The sequence below is a fragment of the Alistipes sp. An66 genome (genome assembly GCF_002161445.1).
Lineage (GTDB): Bacteria > Bacteroidota > Bacteroidia > Bacteroidales > Rikenellaceae > Alistipes > Alistipes cottocaccae.
The window spans coordinates 49,356-69,825 of the sequence record NZ_NFHT01000003.1 but is presented as its reverse complement, the minus strand read 5'-3'; the positions used below and the strand labels follow the sequence as shown (position 1 = coordinate 69,825).

12 protein-coding genes are annotated in these 20,470 nt (G+C 60.9%); 10 read left to right on the top strand and 2 right to left on the bottom strand.

Annotation, left to right across the window (positions count from 1 at the left end; genetic code table 11):
• Positions 1–3: 3 nt before the first annotated feature.
• From mfd to B5G16_RS03235, 9 genes are all read left to right on the top strand, one after another.
• Positions 4–3,339 (top strand): transcription-repair coupling factor, encoded by a 3,336-nt coding sequence (gene mfd, locus B5G16_RS03275; protein WP_087261067.1) that lies wholly within the window; start codon positions 4–6, stop codon positions 3,337–3,339.
• Entirely contained in the window at positions 3,336–4,076 is a 741-nt protein-coding gene (locus B5G16_RS03270) for a type III pantothenate kinase (protein WP_087261065.1), read from the top strand. Before mfd ends, B5G16_RS03270 begins: the two co-directional genes overlap by 4 nt.
• Positions 4,051–5,430, top strand: coding sequence for an OmpP1/FadL family transporter (locus B5G16_RS03265; RefSeq protein WP_204227992.1), 1,380 nt, complete (start codon positions 4,051–4,053; stop codon positions 5,428–5,430). The genes B5G16_RS03270 and B5G16_RS03265 overlap by 26 nt, the downstream gene beginning before the upstream one ends.
• 37 nt (positions 5,431–5,467) lie before the next feature.
• Positions 5,468–6,802, top strand: a complete 1,335-nt coding sequence (locus B5G16_RS03260; protein ID WP_087261063.1) for a tetratricopeptide repeat protein — start codon at positions 5,468–5,470, stop codon at positions 6,800–6,802.
• A gap of 22 nt (positions 6,803–6,824) precedes the next feature.
• Complete coding sequence (gene lptC, locus B5G16_RS03255; RefSeq protein ID WP_087261061.1) at positions 6,825–7,628, top strand: LPS export ABC transporter periplasmic protein LptC; 804 nt, start codon at positions 6,825–6,827, stop codon at positions 7,626–7,628.
• Between the two features lie 5 nt (positions 7,629–7,633).
• Positions 7,634–8,896 (top strand): hemolysin family protein, encoded by a 1,263-nt coding sequence (locus B5G16_RS03250; protein ID WP_087261058.1) that lies wholly within the window; start codon positions 7,634–7,636, stop codon positions 8,894–8,896.
• A gap of 90 nt (positions 8,897–8,986) precedes the next feature.
• Positions 8,987–11,017, top strand: coding sequence for a peptidylprolyl isomerase (locus B5G16_RS03245; RefSeq protein WP_087261056.1), 2,031 nt, complete (start codon positions 8,987–8,989; stop codon positions 11,015–11,017).
• Positions 11,018–11,226: 209 nt separating this feature from the next.
• Positions 11,227–12,369 (top strand): iron-containing alcohol dehydrogenase, encoded by a 1,143-nt coding sequence (locus tag B5G16_RS03240; protein WP_087261054.1) that lies wholly within the window; start codon positions 11,227–11,229, stop codon positions 12,367–12,369.
• A gap of 386 nt (positions 12,370–12,755) precedes the next feature.
• Positions 12,756–13,304, top strand: a complete 549-nt coding sequence (locus B5G16_RS03235) for a DUF5036 family protein (RefSeq protein ID WP_087261051.1) — start codon at positions 12,756–12,758, stop codon at positions 13,302–13,304.
• A gap of 150 nt (positions 13,305–13,454) precedes the next feature.
• Here B5G16_RS03235 and scpA read toward each other — a convergent pair whose 3' ends face one another.
• Both scpA and B5G16_RS03225 read right to left on the bottom strand, forming a co-directional pair.
• Positions 13,455–15,596, bottom strand: coding sequence for a methylmalonyl-CoA mutase (gene scpA, locus B5G16_RS03230; RefSeq protein WP_087261049.1), 2,142 nt, complete (start codon positions 15,594–15,596; stop codon positions 13,455–13,457).
• A 91-nt stretch (positions 15,597–15,687) separates the two neighbouring features.
• Complete coding sequence (locus tag B5G16_RS03225; protein WP_087261048.1) at positions 15,688–17,535, bottom strand: methylmalonyl-CoA mutase family protein; 1,848 nt, start codon at positions 17,533–17,535, stop codon at positions 15,688–15,690.
• A 600-nt stretch (positions 17,536–18,135) separates the two neighbouring features.
• Here B5G16_RS03225 and B5G16_RS03215 point away from each other — a divergent pair.
• Positions 18,136–20,292: a glutamine synthetase III family protein gene (locus B5G16_RS03215; protein ID WP_087261402.1), complete on the top strand. Its 2,157-nt coding sequence runs from the start codon at positions 18,136–18,138 to the stop codon at positions 20,290–20,292.
• The last annotated feature ends 178 nt before the right edge of the window (positions 20,293–20,470 follow it).

The following is a 20,470-nucleotide window of genomic DNA, read 5'->3' as shown; positions in this document are numbered from 1 at the left end:
TTCATGGCAACCCCGCGCGAGCAGCTGGCGCAGTTCGCCGAAGGTTCGAAAGCCCTCGCAACACTGTGCCGCGAATATGGGAAACGCACGCCGACCCTCCATCTGCGGGAGCTGGTCGGCGGAGCTTTGTCGTTCTATGCGGCGGCGGCCGTGTCGGAATGCGGCGGGGTGCACGTCTTTGTGGCCGAGGACCGCGATGCGGCGGCCTACCTGCTCAACGATTTCTACAACCTGCTCGACGAGAAGCGGATCTGTTTCTTCCCCTCCTCCTACAAGCGTTCGGCGGCCTACGGGGCCGAGGATGCCCAGGGCGTGGTGCAGCGCACGACGACGATGAATGCCGTGCGGGGTTTTTCCGGCAAGGGTTACCTGGTGGTCTGCACCTATCCCGAAGCACTGGCCGAACGGGTTGCCGATGCCGAAGTGCTGCAACGGCGGACGATCGCCGTGCGCGTCGGCGACCGGATCTCGATCGAGGTGCTCGAACAGGAACTGATCGATGCGGGCTTCACGCGCGTGGATTTCGTCTACGAACCGGGCCAGTATTCGCTGCGCGGCGGCATCGTCGACGTCTTCTCCTATTCGGAGAGCAAGCCCTACCGTCTGGATTTCTTCGGCGACGAGGTCGACTCGATCCGCCGGTTCAACATTTCGAGCCAGCTGTCGTCGGACAAACTCGACCGTGTGGAGATCATCCCCGACCTGAATGCCGGCGTGGCGGCTTCGGCGAAGGTTTCGCTGGCGAAATTCGCCGGGCCGGAGGCGGCGTGGTGGTTCTACGACGCGGATTTCGTGCTGCGCCGGGTCAATGACGTGCGGCGCAAGGCGCTCGGCGACATGGAGCACCCGGAGGAGATCGACCGGCTGCTGACGAGCCGCAACGGCCTGCTGGCGGACCTCGCGGAGGCGCGGCTGCTGGTGCTGCGCGACAACCTTGCGGAGCGTCCCGCGACGGCGGAGGTGGTCTTCTCGACGGCCCCGCAGCCGAAGTTCAACAAGAACTTCGAGATGCTGGCCGACGACATGATCCGCAATGCGCTGCGGGGCTACGACACGTGGATTCTGTCGGAAAACCGGGCGCAGGTCGAGCGTCTGGAAAACATCTTCCACCAGATCGGCCGCGGACAGGCCGTGGTTCGGTCGCTGGCCGTGACGCTGCACGAGGGCTTCGTGGACAACGACCTGAAACTGTGCCTCTATACGGACCACCAGATCTTCGACCGCTACCAGCGCTACCGCATCAACGGGGAGATCCGTCGCGACGAGCAGATGACCGTCGCGGAGCTGAACCAGCTGCGTCCGGGCGACTACGTGGTGCATATCGATCACGGCGTGGGGCGCTTCGACGGGCTGGTCAAAATCAACGAGGGGGGCAAGACGCACGAGGCGATCAAACTGGTCTACAAGGACGGCGACGTACTGTTCGTGAACGTGCACTCGCTGCACCGCATTTCGCGCTACAAGGCCGGGGACGGCGAACCCCCGAAGGTCTACAAACTCGGTACGGGGGCGTGGCAGAAGCTCAAAAACGCCACGAAGAAGGCCGTCAAGGATATCTCTCGCGAGCTGATCGCGCTCTACGCCAAGCGCAAGGCCTCGAAGGGCTTCGCCTTCTCGCCGGACAGCTACCTGCAACACGAGTTGGAGGCGTCGTTCCGCTGGGAGGATACGCCCGACCAGCAGGCGGCCACGGCGGCCGTCAAGCGGGACATGGAGTCGGACCAGCCGATGGACCGGCTGGTGTGCGGCGACGTGGGCTTCGGGAAGACCGAGGTGGCGATCCGTGCGGCGTTCAAGGCGGCGTGCGACGGCAAGCAGGTGGCGGTGCTGGTTCCGACGACGATCCTCGCGCTGCAACACTACCGGTCGTTCTCCGAGCGGCTGCGCGACTTCCCGGTGCGGGTGGAGTATCTCAACCGCACGAAATCCGCGAAGGAGGTGCGGGAGATCTGCGCCGACCTGGCCTCGGGGAAGATCGACATCCTGATCGGGACGCACAAGATGCTGGGCCGGCAGGTCGTCTTCCGCGACCTGGGGCTGCTGATCATCGACGAGGAGCAGAAGTTCGGCGTGGCGGCGAAGGAGAAGCTCACCCAGATGAGCGTCTCGGTGGACACGCTGACGCTGACGGCGACGCCCATCCCGCGGACGTTGCAGTTCTCGCTGATGGGATCGCGCGACCTGTCGGTGATCTCGACGCCGCCGCCCAACCGGCAGCCGATCCTCACCGAGTCGCACGTCTTCTCGGAGGAGATCGTGCGCGACGCCATCGAGACGGAGCTGGCGCGCGGCGGTCAGGTCTACTATGTCCACAACCGCGTGGAGGACCTGATGACGGTGCAGGGGATGATCGCGCGGGTGTGCCCGAAGGCCCGCGTGGGGGTGGGCCACGGCAAGATGCCGGCCGAGAAGCTGGAAAAACTCATCATGGATTTCATCTACGGGGAGTTCGACGTGCTGCTGTCGACGACGATCGTCGAGAACGGCATCGACATCCCGAACGCCAATACGATCATCGTCGACAACGCCCAGAATTTCGGGTTGAGCGACCTGCACCAGCTGCGCGGGCGTGTGGGCCGCTCGAACCAGAAGGCCTACTGCTACCTGCTGTCGCCTCCGGACGAGCTGCTGTCGTCCGACGCGCGGCGGAGGCTGCGGGCCATCGAGGAGTTTTCGGACCTCGGGTCGGGGTTCAACATCGCCATGCAGGACCTCGATATCCGCGGTGCGGGGAACCTGCTGGGTGCCGAGCAGAGCGGCTTCATCGCCGACATCGGCTTCGAAACCTACCAGAAGATCATGAACGAGGCGGTGGCCGAGCTGCGGGCCGAGGGGTTGCAGGTCCCGGGGCTCGGAGCCGGGGAGCAGGAGGTCGTGGAGCGCATGGCCTTCATCGACGATGCGCACATCGAGATCGAAGTCGAAGCCTCGCTGCCGGACACCTACGTGTCGCAGCAGGCCGAGCGCCTGAAACTCTACCGCGAACTCGACTCGACGAAGGACGAAGCGGCGTTGCAGGCCTTCGAGAGCCGTCTGGTGGACCGTTTCGGTCCCCTGCCGCGCGCCGCGAAGGAGCTGCTCAACGTCGTGCGCCTGCGCTGGGAGGCCATCCGCCTGGGCATGGAGCGCGTGAAGGTCAAGAACGGACTGATGATCGTGCACTTCGTGGGCGAGGAGCATTCACCCTATTATAAAAGCGATACCTTCATGACTTTGCTGCAACGGGTTACGCAGCGCCCCGACCGATTCGTGCTCAAACAACACAATAATCGGCTGGCGATGACCGTTAGGAATATCAAAGATGTGGAGGACGCATACAAGACATTGCGGGAACTTTGAATCTGATCGTTGACATAGGCAACTCGCTCGTGAAACTCGCCGTCTTCGAGAAGGGGGTTCTCGTCGCCCAGCGGAGCGCGAGGTATCCTTCGGCTTCGGATTTCGAGGCGTTGTTGCAGGGACGCCGGGCCGGATGGGCCATCGTGGAGTCGACGCGCGGCGATGCGGACGAGATCGTGGAGCTGGTACGCGGATATGCGGACCGGGTGCTGGAATTTACGCCGCAGACGCCCGTCCCGATCGGGAACGCCTACCGCACGCCCGAGACGCTGGGCCGCGACCGTCTGGCGGCAGCGGTCGGTGCGACGGTGCTCTATCCGGGCCGCAACGTGCTGATCGTGGACTTCGGGACGGCGGTGACGATCGACCTGGTGACGGCCGACGGGACGTTCCGCGGAGGGTGCATCTCGCCCGGGATGCGGATCCGTTTCCGGGCCCTGCACGACTATACGGCCCGGCTGCCGCTCTGTTCGGCCACCGAGCGGGAGGAGTTGCTGGGAGGCTTCACGGATGAGGCCATCCGCCTGGGGGTGATGAACTCGATTGCCTTCGAAATCGAGGGCTATATGACCCGGATGCGTGAAAAAATCGACGATTTGTGCGTAATTTTCACCGGAGGGGACGCGAAATACTTTGCGAAAAGAATTAAAAACACGATATTTGCAAATCGTAATCTGGTCTTTTGCGGATTGGATCGAATTTTAGAGTACAATGCCAGTGAAGAACACCTTGATTAAACTTCTTGTCGCGGCAGCGGCGCTGTTCCCTGTCGCCGTGTCGGCCCAGACAAGCAGTATCAACGCCTTCTCGCCCTATACGATGTACGGCATCGGCGAAGTGAACACCCCCGGGACGCTTGCGATGCGCTCGATGGGGGGAGCAGGCGTGGCCATGCGCTCGACGGGCGTCGTGAACCTGCTCAACCCTGCGGGATTCAGCGCCGCACCGCAGAAGACCTTCCTTTTCAACTTCGGACTCGAAGGCCAGAACTACTACAACTCGCAGAAAGTCGCCGGCGAAGCGAAAAGCACGGCCTACAATACGTTCAACTTCCACGACATCGCCTTCCAGATGCCGGTGGCCAAGCGCCTGGGCCTGGGATTCAGCCTCACGCCGTACAGCTCGGTGGGTTACCGCACGAAGTACTACCACGAATACGACCCGACGGACCCCGTCTACGGAAACGTGGGCAACGTCCAGTACAACTATCAGGGCGAAGGTGACGTCACGGAGGTGAAACTCGGCCTGGGATGGGAGGTTTTCAAGAACTTCTCGATCGGCGTGGCCGCCCAGTACTACTGGGGCTCGATCAACCGCACCTTCGTGATGACCCCGACGGCGATCGCCGGTGAGGGCACCTATGTCTCGACGGTGGGAACCGACGTGTACAGCATTTCGAGCATCAAGGGCCAGGTGGGCATGCAGTGGAGCCCGATCCTGAACCAGAAGCGGATCCTGACCGTGGGTGCGGCGTTCGATTTCGGCGGCGACCTGCATCCCGAAACGACCAAGACCATCTACGTGGGCGACCTCTACAATACGACGGTCAAGGGCGACACGACGCATCTGGCGCTGGTGCTGCCCCATCAGCTGGCCGTGGGGCTCTATTATCAGACGGCCAAATGGTCCGTCGGCGTGGACTACGTCTATCAGAACTGGGGCGGCCGCAACACGGGCTATGAACTGACGGGAGTCACGGGTACGGTCGATAACCGTTCGTCCTATCTGGTGAAATACGTCAACACGAGTACGATCAAAATGGGCGTGGAGTTTACGCCCAACCGGTATGATATCCGTAATTTTCTGAAACGCTGGTCCTATCGGGCCGGTTTCCGCTACGGGACCTACAACCAGTCGTTCAACGACGAACGCCTCGGGCAGTGGGCCGTGACGGCAGGTATCGGGATTCCGGTCAAACTGTGGGCCTTTTCGGCCATCGACGTGGGAGTGGAGTACGGCCGCCGGGGCTACAACGTCGCCGAGCGGATCGGACTGGTGCGGCAGCAGTATTTCAAGATCGCCGTGGGCTTCACGCTCTTCGCAGGCCAGGAGAACGGCGAATACTGGTTCATGCGGGCCAAGTATGATTGACACAGGCAAACAAAATACACAAAAATTAATCTGACCGATGAAAAACGTAAAATTCCTGCTCTCCGCAGCATGCGCACTTACCGCATTCGTTGCGACGGCACAAGATTTCAGCGACCCGAAGTACGCGATCTGGGGTGACACGCCCGAGGAGCGTCAGCAGAACATCCTGAACAGCAACTTCCTCAAAGAGTCGTGCGACAACAAGGACTACGACGCGGCGGCCCACTACCTCAAAGAGCTGCTCGACAAGTGCCCGAAGGCTTCGGAGAACACCTTCGTGCGCGGTACCACGCTCTACAAGAACAAGATCAACCGTGCGAAGAGCATCGCCGAGAAGAACGTCTACGTGGATTCGCTGCTGTTGCTCTACGATCTGCGCAACGAGTATTTCGGCAGCCATCCCAAGCGCGGTACGGCCTACATTCTCGACCGCAAGGCCCGCGAATATCTGACCTACAAGCCCAACGACCGTGCGGGTATCCGCGAGGCGTTCCGCGAGGCGATCGAGGCCGGGGGTGACAACTCGGATCCGGAGACCGTCGTGGCCTACTTCACGAACCTCTGCGACGACTACAAGAATACGGACGAGGTGATGCCCGACGAGATCATCGCCGAGTATGACCGTCTGCTTCCGTTCTTCGAGAAGAATCCCGAGGCTTCGGAGTACAAGAGCCAGTTCGACGCGGCGTTCGGATTGAGCGGTGCGGCCAGCTGCGAGAACCTCGAAACGCTCTTCCGCGGCAAGCTGGAAGCGGCACCCGAGGACGAGGCTCTGCTGGCCCAGGCCGTGAGCATGATGTCGCGTGCGAAGTGCGACGGCGACTTCTACTTTGCCATTGCCGAGAAATACTACCAGGTGAAGCCCTCGTCGGAGACGGCCATGTTCCTGGCGCAGGCTTTCCAGAACAAGGGCGATTACGCCAAGGCCGATACCTACCTGAATGAGGCGCTTGCCGTGGAGCAGGATCCCGCCGAGCGTCAGAAGTTGCTGGTGCGCATCGCGCTGGTGGGCCTGGTGGCCAACAACATCAACGATGCCGCCACGGCAGCGCGTCAGGCCCGGGATCTGAATCCCGAGGACGGAGTTCCCTATTTCGTGCTGGCGCAGTGCTATGCGTCGTCGGCTGCCGCCTGCGGCGGATTTGCGGGTCAGGCGACCTTCTGGGCCGCTTACGACACGATGGCCAAGGCCGTGGAGCTGCTTCCGAGCGATTCGGAGTACATGGAGCACGCCAAGACGTCGCTGGGTGCTTTCCGCAATCGTTTCCCGAGCTCGGAGGAGTGCTTCTTCAACGAGTTGCAGGAGGGCGCCCGCTATACGGTGACGTGCGGAACGGCCGCCGGCGTATCGACGACGGTACGTCCCCGTTAGTTCATCCGCGACCCGTCTCTTCATGGGAAAAGGCTTGACAAAATACGTCCGGGTAGCACTCTCCGCAGCGGGGAGTGCTATCTTGCTATTCTCCTGCGGGGAGACCGACAGCGGGAAGCCGTCGGCCGCCGAGGAGGCGATGATGACCGAATACAGCGAGAATCTGTCGATTATCAACTCGCAGAACGGCAGCCGATCGTACCATTTCGTCACGCCGCTTCTCGAAGGCTATACGCTGGCGCGCGAACCCTATCGGGAGTTCCGCAAGGGAATCAAGATCACGACCTATCAGGACGACTCGCTCTCGTCGGTGGATGCCGTACTGACGGCCAACTATGCCATTTACTATGAGAAACGGGAGCTGTGGGAGGCCAAGGGAAATGTCGTGGTGGAGAAATCCGACGGCAAGACCCTCTATACGCAACAGCTTTTCTGGAACGCCCGCACGGGCAAGATCTATTCGAACGTGGATTCGAAGATCGTACAGAACAACGGCCGGGATGTCTTCATCGGCGAAGGTTTCGAGTCCGACGAGGAGTTCAAGGAGTGGCGTTTCCGCCGCATGAAGGGACGCATGGAGGTCGAGATGAAACAGGGGACCGATTCCGTGGCGTCGGACTCGGCGTCGGAGCCTCCGACGCCCTCCGGAGCGCGGGTACAACCGGCACAACCGGCACGTTCTGCCGCTTCCGGAGCTTCCGCACAGCCGACGTCGTCCGAACGTCCGGCGCAACCCGGATCGGCTGCACGCCCGGAGATTCCGATGTATGCCATCGAGGCGTCCGGAGAGCCGGCCGGAAGTGCTCGTCCGCAATCCCAAAACTGACTTCCATGCTGACCATTATTCTTCTGATAGTCTTCATGCTGCTGCTCTCGGCCTTCTTCTCGGGCATGGAGATCGCCTTTACGAGCAAGAACCGGCTCAAACTGGAAATCGACCGCAAGCAGAGCCGGATGTTCGACAGCATCGCCGAGGTCTTCGCCCGTCATCCGGGCCAGTACATCACGACGATTCTCGTGGGCAACAACATCGCGCTGGTGATCTATTCGCTGGCGATGTCGATGCTGCTGCGGGAGATCTACGCCGGGCTGGGCTGGGCGGAACTGGCCCGCGAGGGTTCGGTGGCCATCGATACGGCCGTATCGACGGTCATCATCATCTTCTTTGCGGAGTTTCTTCCCAAGTCGGTCTTCCGCAACGATCCCAATTTCTACTACCGGGTGCTGGCTCCGGTGATCTACTTCTTCTACATTCTGCTCTATCCCGTAGCTCGCTTCACGACGCTGCTGTCGCACGGGATTCTGCGCCTGCTGGGCCGCCGGGTCGAGGAGAAGAACATCACGCCGAGTTTCGACCGCGAGGACCTCGCGGCGCTGCTCGACGCGAGCGGTCAGGAGGCGCATTCGGAGCCGGACAACGAGTTGAAACTCTTCCAGAACGCACTGGATTTCGCCGACCTGCGCGTGCGCGACTGCATGGTCCCGCGCGTGGATGTCGAGGCGGTGGACATCGACGACACGACGATCGAACAGCTGACGGCGCGATTCGTGGAGTCGAAGTATTCGCGGATTTTCGTCTGGCGGAAGTCGATCGACAACATCATCGGCTACGTGAACTCGAAGAGTCTTTTCACCCGTCCGGAGCGGATTTCCGACGTGATGATGGAGGTGAATTTCGTCCCGGAGACCTTGCCGTTGCAGCTGGTGCTGGAAAACTTCATCAAGCACCGGTCGAACATCGCCGTGGTGATCGACGAGTTCGGGGGTACGGCGGGCATCATCTCGCTGGAAGACGTGCTGGAACAGATCTTCGGCGAGATCGAGGACGAGCATGACGTGCCGGACCTGGTGGAGAAGCAGGTGGGTGCGGATGAATACGTCTTCTCGTGCCGTCTGGAAGTGAAGTACCTGAACGAGCGCTACGGTCTGGGGATCGAGGAGAGCCGCGAGTACGACACGCTGGCGGGCTTCATCATCTACCATTACGAAGGGATACCGGGTGCCGGGGAGACGGTATTCATCGGAAATCTGCAACTGCGGATTCTGCGCACCACGCGGTCGCGGATCGAGTTGGCGCGGGTGAAAAAATTGTAACGCATATATAGGTCTATTTGCGAATATTTTACTACCTTTGGCTGATCTTTCGGAACAGAATAGGGAACAAAACGAATAATTAAGATTCATATGGCAAGTTTAAACACCTTACGGACCAAGTTCGGCGTCGTGCTTTCGATCATCATCGCACTGGCGCTCTTGGCATTCATCCTCTCCCTGAAAACCGAGATGGGATTTTCGGGCAATGATCCGCGCGTCGGGGTGATCGACGGCGAGAAGATCAACTATTCGGAATACTACGACCGTTACGAGCAGATCAAGGCGCAGAACAACGTCCAGGAGAGCGACGAGCAGCAGTCGGCCATGCTGGCGAATGCCGTATGGCAGTCGCTGATTGCCGACCACGTGCTGACTCCGGGCTTCGGACGCATGGGGCTCCGTGTGACGGAGCCGGAGCGTCTGGCGATGGTCAGCGGTCAGCAGCCCTCGCAGGCCTTCTATTCGGCCTTTGCGGATCCGCGCACGGGGCAGTACAACGTGGAGGCCGTGAACCAGTTCCTGGCCCAGGCCGAGTCGAACCCGCAGGCCGCCCAGATGTGGGCCCAGCTCAACGAGCAGGCGTGTCTGGAACGCGAGCTTCAAAAGTTCTACGGACTGGTGAAGGGCGGCGTGTACGTCAATGCGCTGGAAATTGCGCAGGGCGTCAAGGGCGCGAACGAGACCTTCTCGGGCAAATGGGCCGGCAAGAAGTACTCGGCAGTTCCCGACTCGCTCATCGCCGTGTCGTCGTCGGACCTGAAATCCTACTACAACAGCCATAAGGATCAGTTCAAGCAGACGCCGTCGCGGACGCTTTCGTATGTGGTCTTCGAGGTGTCGCCCACGGACGACGACCTGCTGGCTCTGGAAAACAAGGCAGCCGAGGTCGGCAAAGAGTTCGCCGCCGCGGAGGAGGTGCGTGCGTTCGTCCGTGCGAACCGCAACGGGCGGATCGCCGAGAGCTACGTGACGGCTTCGCAGCTCTCCGACGAGGAGGCGAAGGCGCTGATGGACGGTAAGATGTACGGTCCCGTATTGAAGAACAACGAGTGGACGATGGCCCGCGTGCTGGATGCGAAGATGGCGCCCGACTCGGTCGGCATCCGCCACATCGTGCTGCCCTACACGGAGGAGACGTTGGCCGACAGCCTGCTGACGGCCTTGCGGAAGGGCGGTGATTTTGCCGCAGCCGCAGCCCGGTATTCGGTTTACGACGCTACGGCGGCCAATGGCGGCGAGGTGGGAGTTCTGCCGTTCTCGGCCTTCACGGGTGAGTTTGCCGAGGCGCTGGCCGGGGCAAAGAAGGGCGACATCGTGAAGATCGCTTCGGGCGATGCCATCCAGCTGATGCAGGTCTACCGCGCCGACAAACCCACGAAACACATCCAGGTGGCGTCGATCACCTATCCGGTGGAGGCTTCGGCCGATACGCGCCGGGATATCCACAACCAGGCCGGGTCGTTCATGGTCAACGCCAAGGGCTCTTCGGAGGCCTTTGCCGATGCCGCGTCGACGGCGGCCGTGACGCCGCGTGTGGCGCGTCTCGCACAGGGCGACCGCACGATCCGCGGTCTGGAAGATTCGCGCGACGTGGCCCGTTGGGCATACGGCGCCGAGGTCGGCGACGTTTCGGAGATCTTCACCGTGGGCAAGGACTACGTGATCGCCATGCTGACGGAGATCGACGACAACGACTACGCTCCGCTGGAAAAGGTCGCCGCACAGGTTCGTTCGCAGGTGCTGCGCGACAAGAAATACGACTACATCGTCAAGGAACTCTCGGGTGCGACCCTTGCCGAGCAGGCTTCGAGCCTCGGTTCGGAGGTCGGCGACTTCTCGGGCGTGACGTTCGGCTCGTTCTACATCGACGGCGTGGGTGTCGAGCCGCGTCTGGTGGGTGCGATCGCCGCTTCGGAGAAGGGTGCCCTGTCGGCTCCGGTGAAGGGCATGTCGGGCGTGTATGTCTTCCAGGTGGAGGATGTGCAGACCGCGGACAAGCAGACCGCCGAGGCCGAGAAGGTCCGTGCACAGGCTACGGCCGAGAGCATGGCACAGCAGTTCGCCATGCAGGCCGTTCAGCAGATGGCCAAGATTCAGGACCTGCGCGGCAAGTATTTCTAACGGACGGAATATGGGAACCTTCTTTCACCTTTGCGGTGCGGGAAGGAGTGGCCAATAACGAGACGGGCCGACGTTTTCAGAACGTCGGCCCGTCCCGTTTCCCGGCTTCCGTCCCGCCTGACGCCCGATGCCCGGATTGCGAAAACTTTTGCGCGGGGTGCTATTGTTGCCCGGGATTTGTTATCTTTGTAACAACAAAATTTTTCGCCATGAACAACTTCATCTATCAGAATCCCACGAAACTGGTTTTCGGAAAGGGACAGATCGCCCGACTGCCGGAACTCATTCCGGCCGACAAACGCCTCATGATCACCTTCGGCGGGGGCAGTGTCAAACGCAACGGCGTCTACGAACAGGTTGTGAAGGCCCTTGCGGGGCGTGAATTCGTCGAGTTCTGGGGCATCGAGGCCAACCCCTCGGTCGAGACCCTGCGCAAGGCGATCGCCCTGGGCAAGGAGCGGAAGGTCGACTTCCTGCTGGCCGTGGGCGGCGGGTCGGTGATCGACGGCACGAAGCTCATCTCCGCGGGTCTGCTCTACGAGGGGGATGCCTGGGAGCTGGTGCTCAAAGGGAGCTGTCCGAAGACCGTTCCGCTGGCCACGGTGCTGACGATGGCCGCCACGGGCTCCGAGATGAACAGCGGGGCGGTGATCTCGCGCTACGAGACGCAGGAGAAATACGCCTTTTACAGCAACTATCCGGTCTTCTCGATCCTCGATCCGGAGACGCTCTACTCGCTGCCGAAGCGGCAGATCGCCTGCGGACTGGCCGACACGTTCGTGCACGTGCTGGAACAGTACATGACCACGCCGGGGCAGTCGCGATTGATGGACCGCTGGGCCGAGGGGATCCTGCATACGGTGGTGGAGATTGCGCCGCGGGCGCTGGGCGACGAGCGCGACTACGACACGATGTCGGAGTACATGCTTTCGGCGACGCTGGCGCTGAACGACATGATCCGCATGGGCGTGACGCAGGACTGGGCGACGCACATGATCGGCCACGAGCTGACGGCGCTGCACGGACTGACGCACGGCGCGACGCTGGCCATCGTGATCAACGGCACGCTGCGTACGCTGCGCGGCCAGAAGCACGGCAAGCTGTTGCAGTTCGGCGAGCGGATCTGGGGCATCACCGGCGGCACGGAGGAGGAGCGCATCGACCGGACGATCGCCCGGACCGAGGAGTTCTTCCGCTCGCTGGGGCTCTCGACGCGCCTCTCGGAGGAGGGGATCGGCGAGGCGACGATCGCCGAGATCGAGCGCCGCTTCACGGCTTCGGGCGTGCACCACGGCGAGGCCGGGAATGTCGACGGGGCGATGGCCCGCCGGATCCTGGAAGCCTGCCTGTAAACGCTTCCGGGACGGAAATTCTGCCGGGCATTCCGACTGCGGGTCGGGATGCCCGGTTTTTTTGTGCGGCGGACGGCTGTTTTGGGTGGGGGAATGCCGTTTTTTTGTATCTTTACAGCGCAGTTCCGAGGGGCTGCAACATGTTTGATTTTTACGCGAAAGCGTAAATGCTATTCTCCGTAAGGCGAAATCTGGTAAATTTCATTTGAAAACGGGAATGGGCATGGTTATTTCTACGTCACTATGTGTTGTGGCGTGGAGTTGCGCCTATTTAGTTTTCAAGGGTTTACCAGAGCCTGCCTTACGTGAATAGGATTTCAATTCCACGCTTTCTTTTTTTGTGGTTGGCTCTTTGGGAGTTGGAGAGCCCGAAAATTCAATGCTTTATGAAACGTATTTTACAAAGAGGAGCGGCCGCCCTGCTGTGCGCGGTGCTTCTGGGTATGGTCTCCTGCGACAAGGACGACGATGGAGCGACGGGTGGCAACGGGGGCAAGGCGGTTCCCGATCCGGAGGGAACGGTAACGGTGCAGATGAGAAACGCCAATAATGGGCAGACCAAAGTGTATCCGGACGGATATGGGTATTCTTCCAGTAATGGATTGTTTTATTCATCTTATTTTTGGATTGATGATGCCGATAATCTGACTGGTCAAGGTGATGTAGTTTGTATCGGGAAGGTGGCCGGACTGGGGAATATCCGGGAGCGTCCGGAGACCGGTTGGGCCAGTAAAACGGCTGTATTACCGGGGTATGGATATATTCTTCGAACGTCATCCCAATATGATCAGGATAAGAAGCCGACTTTGGATGGATATAACTATTGCCGCGTTTATGTGATGAACTACCTCACCTCGACGGGCGGCGGAATTATCGGTGCGGTGGTCAAATACCAGTCGCCGTTTATCCCCGAGAACCTGCCCGCGCAGGAGTAGTTCTCCGGCAGTTTTCGGAAAATCTTTCGGAAAATCCCTCGGCAGACCGTCGCCGTCGCCCTTTGCGGGCGGCGGCGCTTTGGTTTTTTCATACGAAAAATCCCCTCCGGCGCGGGCCGAAGGGGATCGGAAAGGCATTGGATTACCGGATTACTCCTCCATCAGGATTTCGAGGATCTTGATGGCGGCCGTGGCGATCGGCGTACCGGGGCCGAAGATGGCGGCGGCACCGTCGCGGTAGAGTTCGTCGTAGTCCTGGTGAGGGATCACACCGCCCACGATGACGATGATGTCCTCACGGCCGAGCTTCTTCAACTCGGCGATGATCTGCGGCACGAGCGTCAGGTGACCGGCGGCCAGCGACGAGACGCCCACCACATGCACGTCGTTCTCGACGGCCTGCTTGGCGGCCTCCTCCGGGGTCTGGAACAGCGGACCCATGTCGACGTCGAAGCCGATGTCGGCATAACCCGTTGCCACGACCTTGGCACCGCGGTCGTGTCCGTCCTGACCGAGTTTTGCGATCATGATACGCGGCTGACGGCCCTCTTTCTTGGCGAATTCGGCGCACAGCTCCTTGGCGTGCTCGAAGGATTTGTCGTTTTTCACTTCTGACGAATAAACTCCTGAAATGGAACGGATAACGGCTTTGTAGCGGCCTACGACCACCTCGCAGGCATCGGAGATCTCACCCAGCGTGGCGCGGACCTTGGCGGCCTCGACGGCCAGCGCGAGCAGGTTGCCCTGCTTGGTCTTCACGCACTCGGTGATGGCGTCGAGGGCCCTCTTCACGGCGGCCTCGTCGCGCGAAGCGCGCAGCTCTTTCAGACGCTTGATCTGGCTCTCGCGCACGGCGGTGTTGTCCACGGCGAGGATGTCGATCGGCGCCTCCTTTTCGAGGCGGTACTCGTTCAGACCGATGATCTTCTCCTCGCCGGAGTCGATGCGGGCCTGCTTGCGGGCCGAAGCCTCCTCGATACGCATCTTCGGAATGCCGGTCTCGATGGCCTTGGCCATACCGCCCAGCTTCTCGATCTCCTGGATGTGCTCCCAGGCCTTGTGAGCGATCTCGTTGGTGAGCGTCTCGACGTAGTAGGAACCTGCCCACGGGTCAACCTCGCGGCAGACGGAGGTCTCCTCCTGGATGTAGATCTGCGTGTTGCGGGCGATACGTGCCGAGAAGTCGGTCGGCAGGGCGATGGCTTCGTCGAGGGCGTTGGTGTGCAGCGACTGGGTGTGTCCCAGCGCGGCGCCCATGGCCTCGATGGCCGTGCGGGCCACGTTGTTGAAGGGATCCTGCTCCGTGAGCGACCAGCCCGAGGTCTGCGAGTGGGTGCGCAGTGCGAGCGACTTGGGGTTCTTGGGGTTGAACTGCTTGACGATCTTGGCCCACAGCATACGTGCGGCGCGCATCTTGGCGATCTCCATGAAGTGGTTCATGCCGATGGCCCAGAAGAACGACAGACGCGGTGCGAAGGCGTCGATCGACATCCCGGCGTTGATGCCGGCGCGGAGGTATTCCAGACCGTCGGCCAGCGTATAGGCCAGCTCGATGTCGGCCGTGGCACCGGCCTCCTGCATGTGGTAGCCCGAGATCGAGATCGAGTTGAACTTCGGCATGTTCTTCGACGTGTACTCGAAGATGTCGGCGATGATGCGCATCGAGAACTCGGGGGGATAGATATAGGTGTTGCGCACCATGAACTCCTTGAGGATGTCGTTCTGGATCGTACCCGACAGCTGGTCGAGGGTGCAGCCCTGTTCGAGACCCGTGACGATGTAGAAGGCTAGAACGGGCAGCACGGCGCCGTTCATGGTCATCGAGACGGACATCTTGTCGAGCGGAATGCCGTTGAAGAGGACCTTCATGTCCTCCACGGAGCAGATCGACACACCGGCCTTGCCGACGTCGCCCACCACGCGCGGGTGATCGGCGTCATAGCCGCGGTGCGTGGCGAGGTCGAAGGCCACCGACAGACCCTTCTGACCGGCCGCGAGGTTGCGGCGGTAGAAGGCGTTGGACTCCTCGGCCGTCGAGAAGCCGGCATACTGGCGGATGGTCCACGGACGCATGACGTACATCGTCGAATAGGGTCCGCGCAGGAACGGAGCGATACCTGCGGCGTAGTTCAGGTGCTCCATGCCTTCGAGATCTTCGGCCGTGTAGGTTCCCTTGACGGGAATGCGTTCGGCCGTGAGCCACGGTTCCACCTGACCGCAGCCTTTCGAGGCGCAGCAGCTCTTCGGCTGCCCGTCTCCTTCGTATCTGAGTTCTGAAAATTTGGCTCTCATGATCTTTGTGCGTAAAGTGTTCGGGCTTCGGCTCGCTTCGGGCGAATCGCCGCTCGGAAGAGCCTCCTGCCCATAAAAAGCACCCGGGTGCTTAGATTCCCATCTCTTTAAGGTAAAACTTCAAGGTTTCGAGCACGTTGGACTTCACGTTGATGAAGTTCGTGATGCCCTGGGCTTCCAGTTCGGGCGTGCAGGCCGGGGCGCCGGCAACCACGAGGATCGCCTTGCCGCCGAGCAGCTCCTTGACCTTCGGAGCCACCTCTGCGTAGTCGTCGTCCGAAGCGCAGACCACAACGATCTCGGCTTTGGATTCGAGAGCGGCCTTGACGCCCTCCTCGACCGACTTGAAGAAGGTGTTGTCCTGCACGCGGATTCCGGCGCAGGCGAAGAAGTTGCACGAGAACTGGGCGCGGGCGCGGGCCATGGCCAGGCTTCCGCACGTGAGCATGAAGGCCTTGGGTTGCCGTCCCGAACGGTCGACGTGCAGACGCATCGTCTCGAAGGCCATGGCGCCGCGGTAGGGTGCCAGTGTGTTGCCTTCGGCGGTCTTGCGCGTCACGGCCTCCCCGGTGATCTCCTTGCCGGCGACCTCCGTGAAGTTGGGGTACTGGTTGGCACCCAGCAGGATCTGGCGGCGCGTGGCGATGGCCTTGTCCTTGGCGGCGGCCGACGCCTCGATGCGTTCCTTGATCCATCCGGCCTTGTAGGCTGCGGTGTAGCCGCCCTTCTCCTCGATTTCGAGGAAGAGCTTCCAGGCCTCGGCGGCGATCGACTGCGTGAGGTTCTCGACGTAGTACGAACCGCCGGCGGGGTCTACCACCTGGTCGAAGTGCGACTCGTGTTTGAGCAGCAGCTCGACGTTGCGGGCGATGCGCTTCGAGAACTCCGTGGGATCCTCGAACGAGGCGTCGAACGGCGTGACTTCGAGCGAGTGCACGCCGCCGATGGCTGCCGACATGGCCTCGGTCGTGCCGCGGAGCATGTTCACGTAGGGGTCGTAAACCGTCTGGTTCCAGTCGGCCGTGCGGGCGTGGATCATCATCTTGCCGGCGCAGTTCTTCTCGGGGTTGTAACCCTTGACGATGTTGGCCCAGAGCATGCGGGCGGCGCGGAACTTGGCGATCTCCATGAAGTAGTTCGACGTCACGGAGAACGAGAAGCGCAGCTTGCGTGCGGCGAGGTCGGCGCTCAACCCGGCGTCGGTCAGGCGGGCCAGGTAGTCGTTGCCGGCCGCGAGGGCGAATGCGAGCTCCTCGACGATGGTCGACCCGGCGTTGGCGAAGATGCCGGCCGAGACGGTGACGATACGGATGTGCTTGTACTCGCGGGTGCGCTCGATGAGCGATGCGATCTTCGCGAAGCACTTCTCACCGTCGGGCGAGCAGAAGTCGCCCTTCTGCGAGAGCCCCTTGACCAGCGGGTCGATGCAGAATGCCACGTGGGCTTCGGCGGCGAGGCCCTCCTTTTCGAGCTTGTCGAGCACGAGTCCGGCGATGCGCCCCGTGTGCGCGCCGCAGAAGGTCATCTCGATGGCCGGGATGTGGATCTCGGCGAGCAGCTGATCGAGGTCAGCGGCCGAGAAGCCTTCGTTGGCGATGGAGAATCCCAGCGAGTCGACGCCCGAATTGAGGAGTTTGAGTGCCTCGGCGTTGGCCTCCTTGGGGCACTTGACCTCGATGGTCTGATGCACGCGCCAGCGGTTGTGTGCGCGCGTACCTCTCACGTAGGGGAACTCGCCTGCCTGCGAGCCCAGGAACCGGATGCCTTCGAGGTTTTCGGCACGGTAGTAGGGGCGGACGTTGAATCCTTCGCCCGTGCGCCATACCAGTTTGCGCTCGTAATCGGCACCTTTCAGGTCGGCTGTGATCACCTCTTCCCACTGCTCGGTCGGGACCGGCGGGAATTCGGTGAACAGCTTTTCACGTTTGGTGTTTGCCATGATTGTTTAGAGATTAGTATTGAGTGTTTCCCTTGTCGTTTCGAAATTGCACGTAAAGGTACGAAATAATTGGCGAATTGTAACAAGAAATTGTTAACAAAATAACAAAACTCCCCGGCTTCCCGGTTTGTCCGGAGTCCGACCTCTGCTCCGGTTGCGGTCTCTTTTGTGGAGTTATGGTTGAATAATGTTCTTTTAAACCTTTGAAAGCGGAAAATTTCAAAAAACGTAATTTTGGGCGATTGGCTGAAAAAATGGGGTGTTTTCCGAAAAATAACCCCTAAAAATCGGCGGATGGCCGAAAAAATGGGGTATTTTTTCGGAAAATGGTCGAAAAAAAACGGTGAAATCGTGGAAAAAGTGATTTTCGGAAAAACAATGATATGGAATTATTTTTACATTTGCAACCGAAAGTGCAAGACGCCGCAACGGAGGGAATGCTTCCCGGTTGGCCCGGTCTGCCGATCCCGTCGGGAGGAGCGACACGGTTGAATTTCTGGTTAGGTTTTTAGTTTGCAATGTCGGAATTCCCTCCGTGCGGCTTTTTTCAGAACCCCAAATCTTAACAGAGAGGATATGTCATCATTGCTCAGATTCAAGATGGTCGACGCGGCGATCAACCACACCGCCGTGGAGGTGAAGGTTCCGGAGGGACGCCCCTCGGACTACTTCGGAGAGAAGGTTTTCGGACGCGCCGCCATGCGCAAGTATCTCGACAAACGGACCTACGCCGCATTGCTCGATACGATGGAGAACCGCACGCCGCTGACGCGCGAGGTGGCCGACAGCATCGCCGCCGGCATGCGGCAGTGGGCCCTGGAACACGGCGCCGACCACTACACGCACTGGTTCCAGCCGCTGACGGGCGGTACGGCCGAGAAGCACGATGCCTTCGCCGAGCCCGACGGCCACGGCGGCGTGCTGGAAGAGTTCTCGGGAAAACTGCTCGTCCAGCAGGAGCCCGACGCCTCGTCGTTCCCCAACGGCGGAATCCGCAATACGTTCGAGGCCCGCGGCTATTCGGCGTGGGATCCCGCTTCGCCGGCCTTCATCGTCGACACGACGCTCTGTATCCCGACCGTCTTCATCGCCTACACGGGCGAGGCGCTCGACTACAAGGTGCCGCTGCTGCGGTCGCTGACGGCCGTCGGGACTGCCGCTGCGGAGGTGTGCCACTATTTCGACAAGAACGTCGACAAGGTTTTCGCCTATCTGGGCTGGGAGCAGGAGTACTTCCTCGTGGACGAGAGCCTGTGGGCCGTGCGGCCGGACCTGATGCTCACGGGCCGCACGCTCATGGGGCACGAGTCGGCGAAGAACCAGCAGCTGGAAGATCACTATTTCGGGGCGATTCCGACCCGGGTGATGGCCTTCATGCGGGACTTGGAGTATGAGTGCCTGAAACTGGGCATTCCGGTCAAGACGCGCCACAACGAGGTGGCTCCGAACCAGTTCGAACTGGCCCCGGTCTACGAGGAGGCGAACCTGGCCAACGACCACAACCAGCTGCTGATGACCATCATGGACAAGATCGCCCGCCGTCACCAGTTCCGGGTGCTGCTGCACGAGAAGCCCTTCAAGGGGATCAACGGTTCGGGCAAGCACAACAACTGGTCGCTCGGTACGGATACGGGCGTGAACCTGCTGGGACCGGGCAAGACGGCAGCCGAGAACTTGCAGTTCATCACCTTCCTGGTGAACGCCATCTCGGCGGTCTACAAGCACAACGGGCTGCTGAAAGCCTCGATCATGAGCGCCACGAACGCCCATCGTCTGGGAGCCAACGAGGCGCCCCCGGCCATCATTTCGACCTTCCTCGGGACGCAGGTTTCGGCCGTGCTGGACAAACTGGCGGCGTCGAAGAGCGATGACGCCATCCGTTTCGATGCGAAGAACGTCTTCAAGATGAGCGGCATTTCGCATATTCCGACGCTGCTTTTGGACAATACGGACCGCAACCGCACCTCGCCGTTCGCCTTTACGGGCAACCGGTTCGAGTTCCGGGCCGTGGGTTCGTCGGACAACTGCGCCGAGGCGATGATCGTGCTCAACACGGCGATGGCCAGCGAGCTGACGGCGTTCAAGAAGAAGGTGGACGCGAAGATCGAAGGGGGCATGAAGAAGGAGAAGGCGATCTACGAAGTCTTGAAACAGATGATCAAGGCGTGCCGGGCGATCCGTTTCGACGGCAACGGCTATTCGGACGAGTGGAAGGAGGAGGCGAAGCGCCGCGGTCTGGATTGCGAAACCTCCACGCCGCTGGTTTTCGACCGCTATCTGGATGCGGAGAGCCTGAAAATGTTCGGTGAGATGGGCGTCTTCTCGAAGGTCGAGCTGGAAGCCCGCACGGAGGTGAAGTGGGAGACCTACACGAAGAAGATCCAGATCGAGGGGCGTGTGCTGGGGGATCTGGCGATGAACCACATCGTGCCGATCGCCTCGAAATATGAGGCCGAACTGCTGGACAAGGTCTACAAGATGTCGCAGATCCCGGGGTTGAATGCCGATCCCGACATCCGGCTGATCAAGAAGATCCAGGACCACACGGCGGAGATCCAGCGCCTGACGGCCGAGATGATCGACGCGCGGAAGGTGGCCAACCGGATCGAGGATCAGCGTGAGAAGGCGATCGCCTATCACGATACGGTGGCGGTCTATTTCGATCAGATCCGGCGCCACATCGACAAGTTGGAGGAGATCGTCGACGACCAGATCTGGCCGTTGCCGAAGTATCGCGAACTGCTCTTCCTGCGGTAGTCTGTCCCGGGAGGAGAAACGACGTTCCGGCCGCCCGAATACTCGGACGGCCGGTCTTTTTGTAGCGGGTCATCCGGTGCTCTCCGCCCCATCCGACTCTTCCGCCCCATCCGACTCTTCCGCCCCATCCGCCCTTTCCGGTGCGGCCCCTCCCTCCTCCGACACAAAAAACGGGGAG

Excerpts from the sequence above, each read along its gene's own strand:
- mfd (WP_087261067.1), top strand. The coding sequence starts at position 4 with ATGGCAACCCCGCGCGAGCAGCTGGCGCAGTTCGCCGAAGGTTCGAAA.
- B5G16_RS03265 (WP_204227992.1), top strand. The coding sequence starts at position 4,051 with ATGCCAGTGAAGAACACCTTGATTAAACTTCTTGTCGCGGCAGCGGCG.
- B5G16_RS03260 (WP_087261063.1), top strand. The coding sequence starts at position 5,468 with ATGAAAAACGTAAAATTCCTGCTCTCCGCAGCATGCGCACTTACCGCA.
- lptC (WP_087261061.1), top strand. The coding sequence starts at position 6,825 with ATGGGAAAAGGCTTGACAAAATACGTCCGGGTAGCACTCTCCGCAGCG.
- B5G16_RS03250 (WP_087261058.1), top strand. The coding sequence starts at position 7,634 with ATGCTGACCATTATTCTTCTGATAGTCTTCATGCTGCTGCTCTCGGCC.
- B5G16_RS03245 (WP_087261056.1), top strand. The coding sequence starts at position 8,987 with ATGGCAAGTTTAAACACCTTACGGACCAAGTTCGGCGTCGTGCTTTCG.
- B5G16_RS03240 (WP_087261054.1), top strand. The coding sequence starts at position 11,227 with ATGAACAACTTCATCTATCAGAATCCCACGAAACTGGTTTTCGGAAAG.
- B5G16_RS03235 (WP_087261051.1), top strand. The coding sequence starts at position 12,756 with ATGAAACGTATTTTACAAAGAGGAGCGGCCGCCCTGCTGTGCGCGGTG.
- scpA (WP_087261049.1), bottom strand. The coding sequence starts at position 15,596 with ATGAGAGCCAAATTTTCAGAACTCAGATACGAAGGAGACGGGCAGCCG.
- B5G16_RS03225 (WP_087261048.1), bottom strand. The coding sequence starts at position 17,535 with ATGGCAAACACCAAACGTGAAAAGCTGTTCACCGAATTCCCGCCGGTC.
- B5G16_RS03215 (WP_087261402.1), top strand. The coding sequence starts at position 18,136 with ATGGTCGACGCGGCGATCAACCACACCGCCGTGGAGGTGAAGGTTCCG.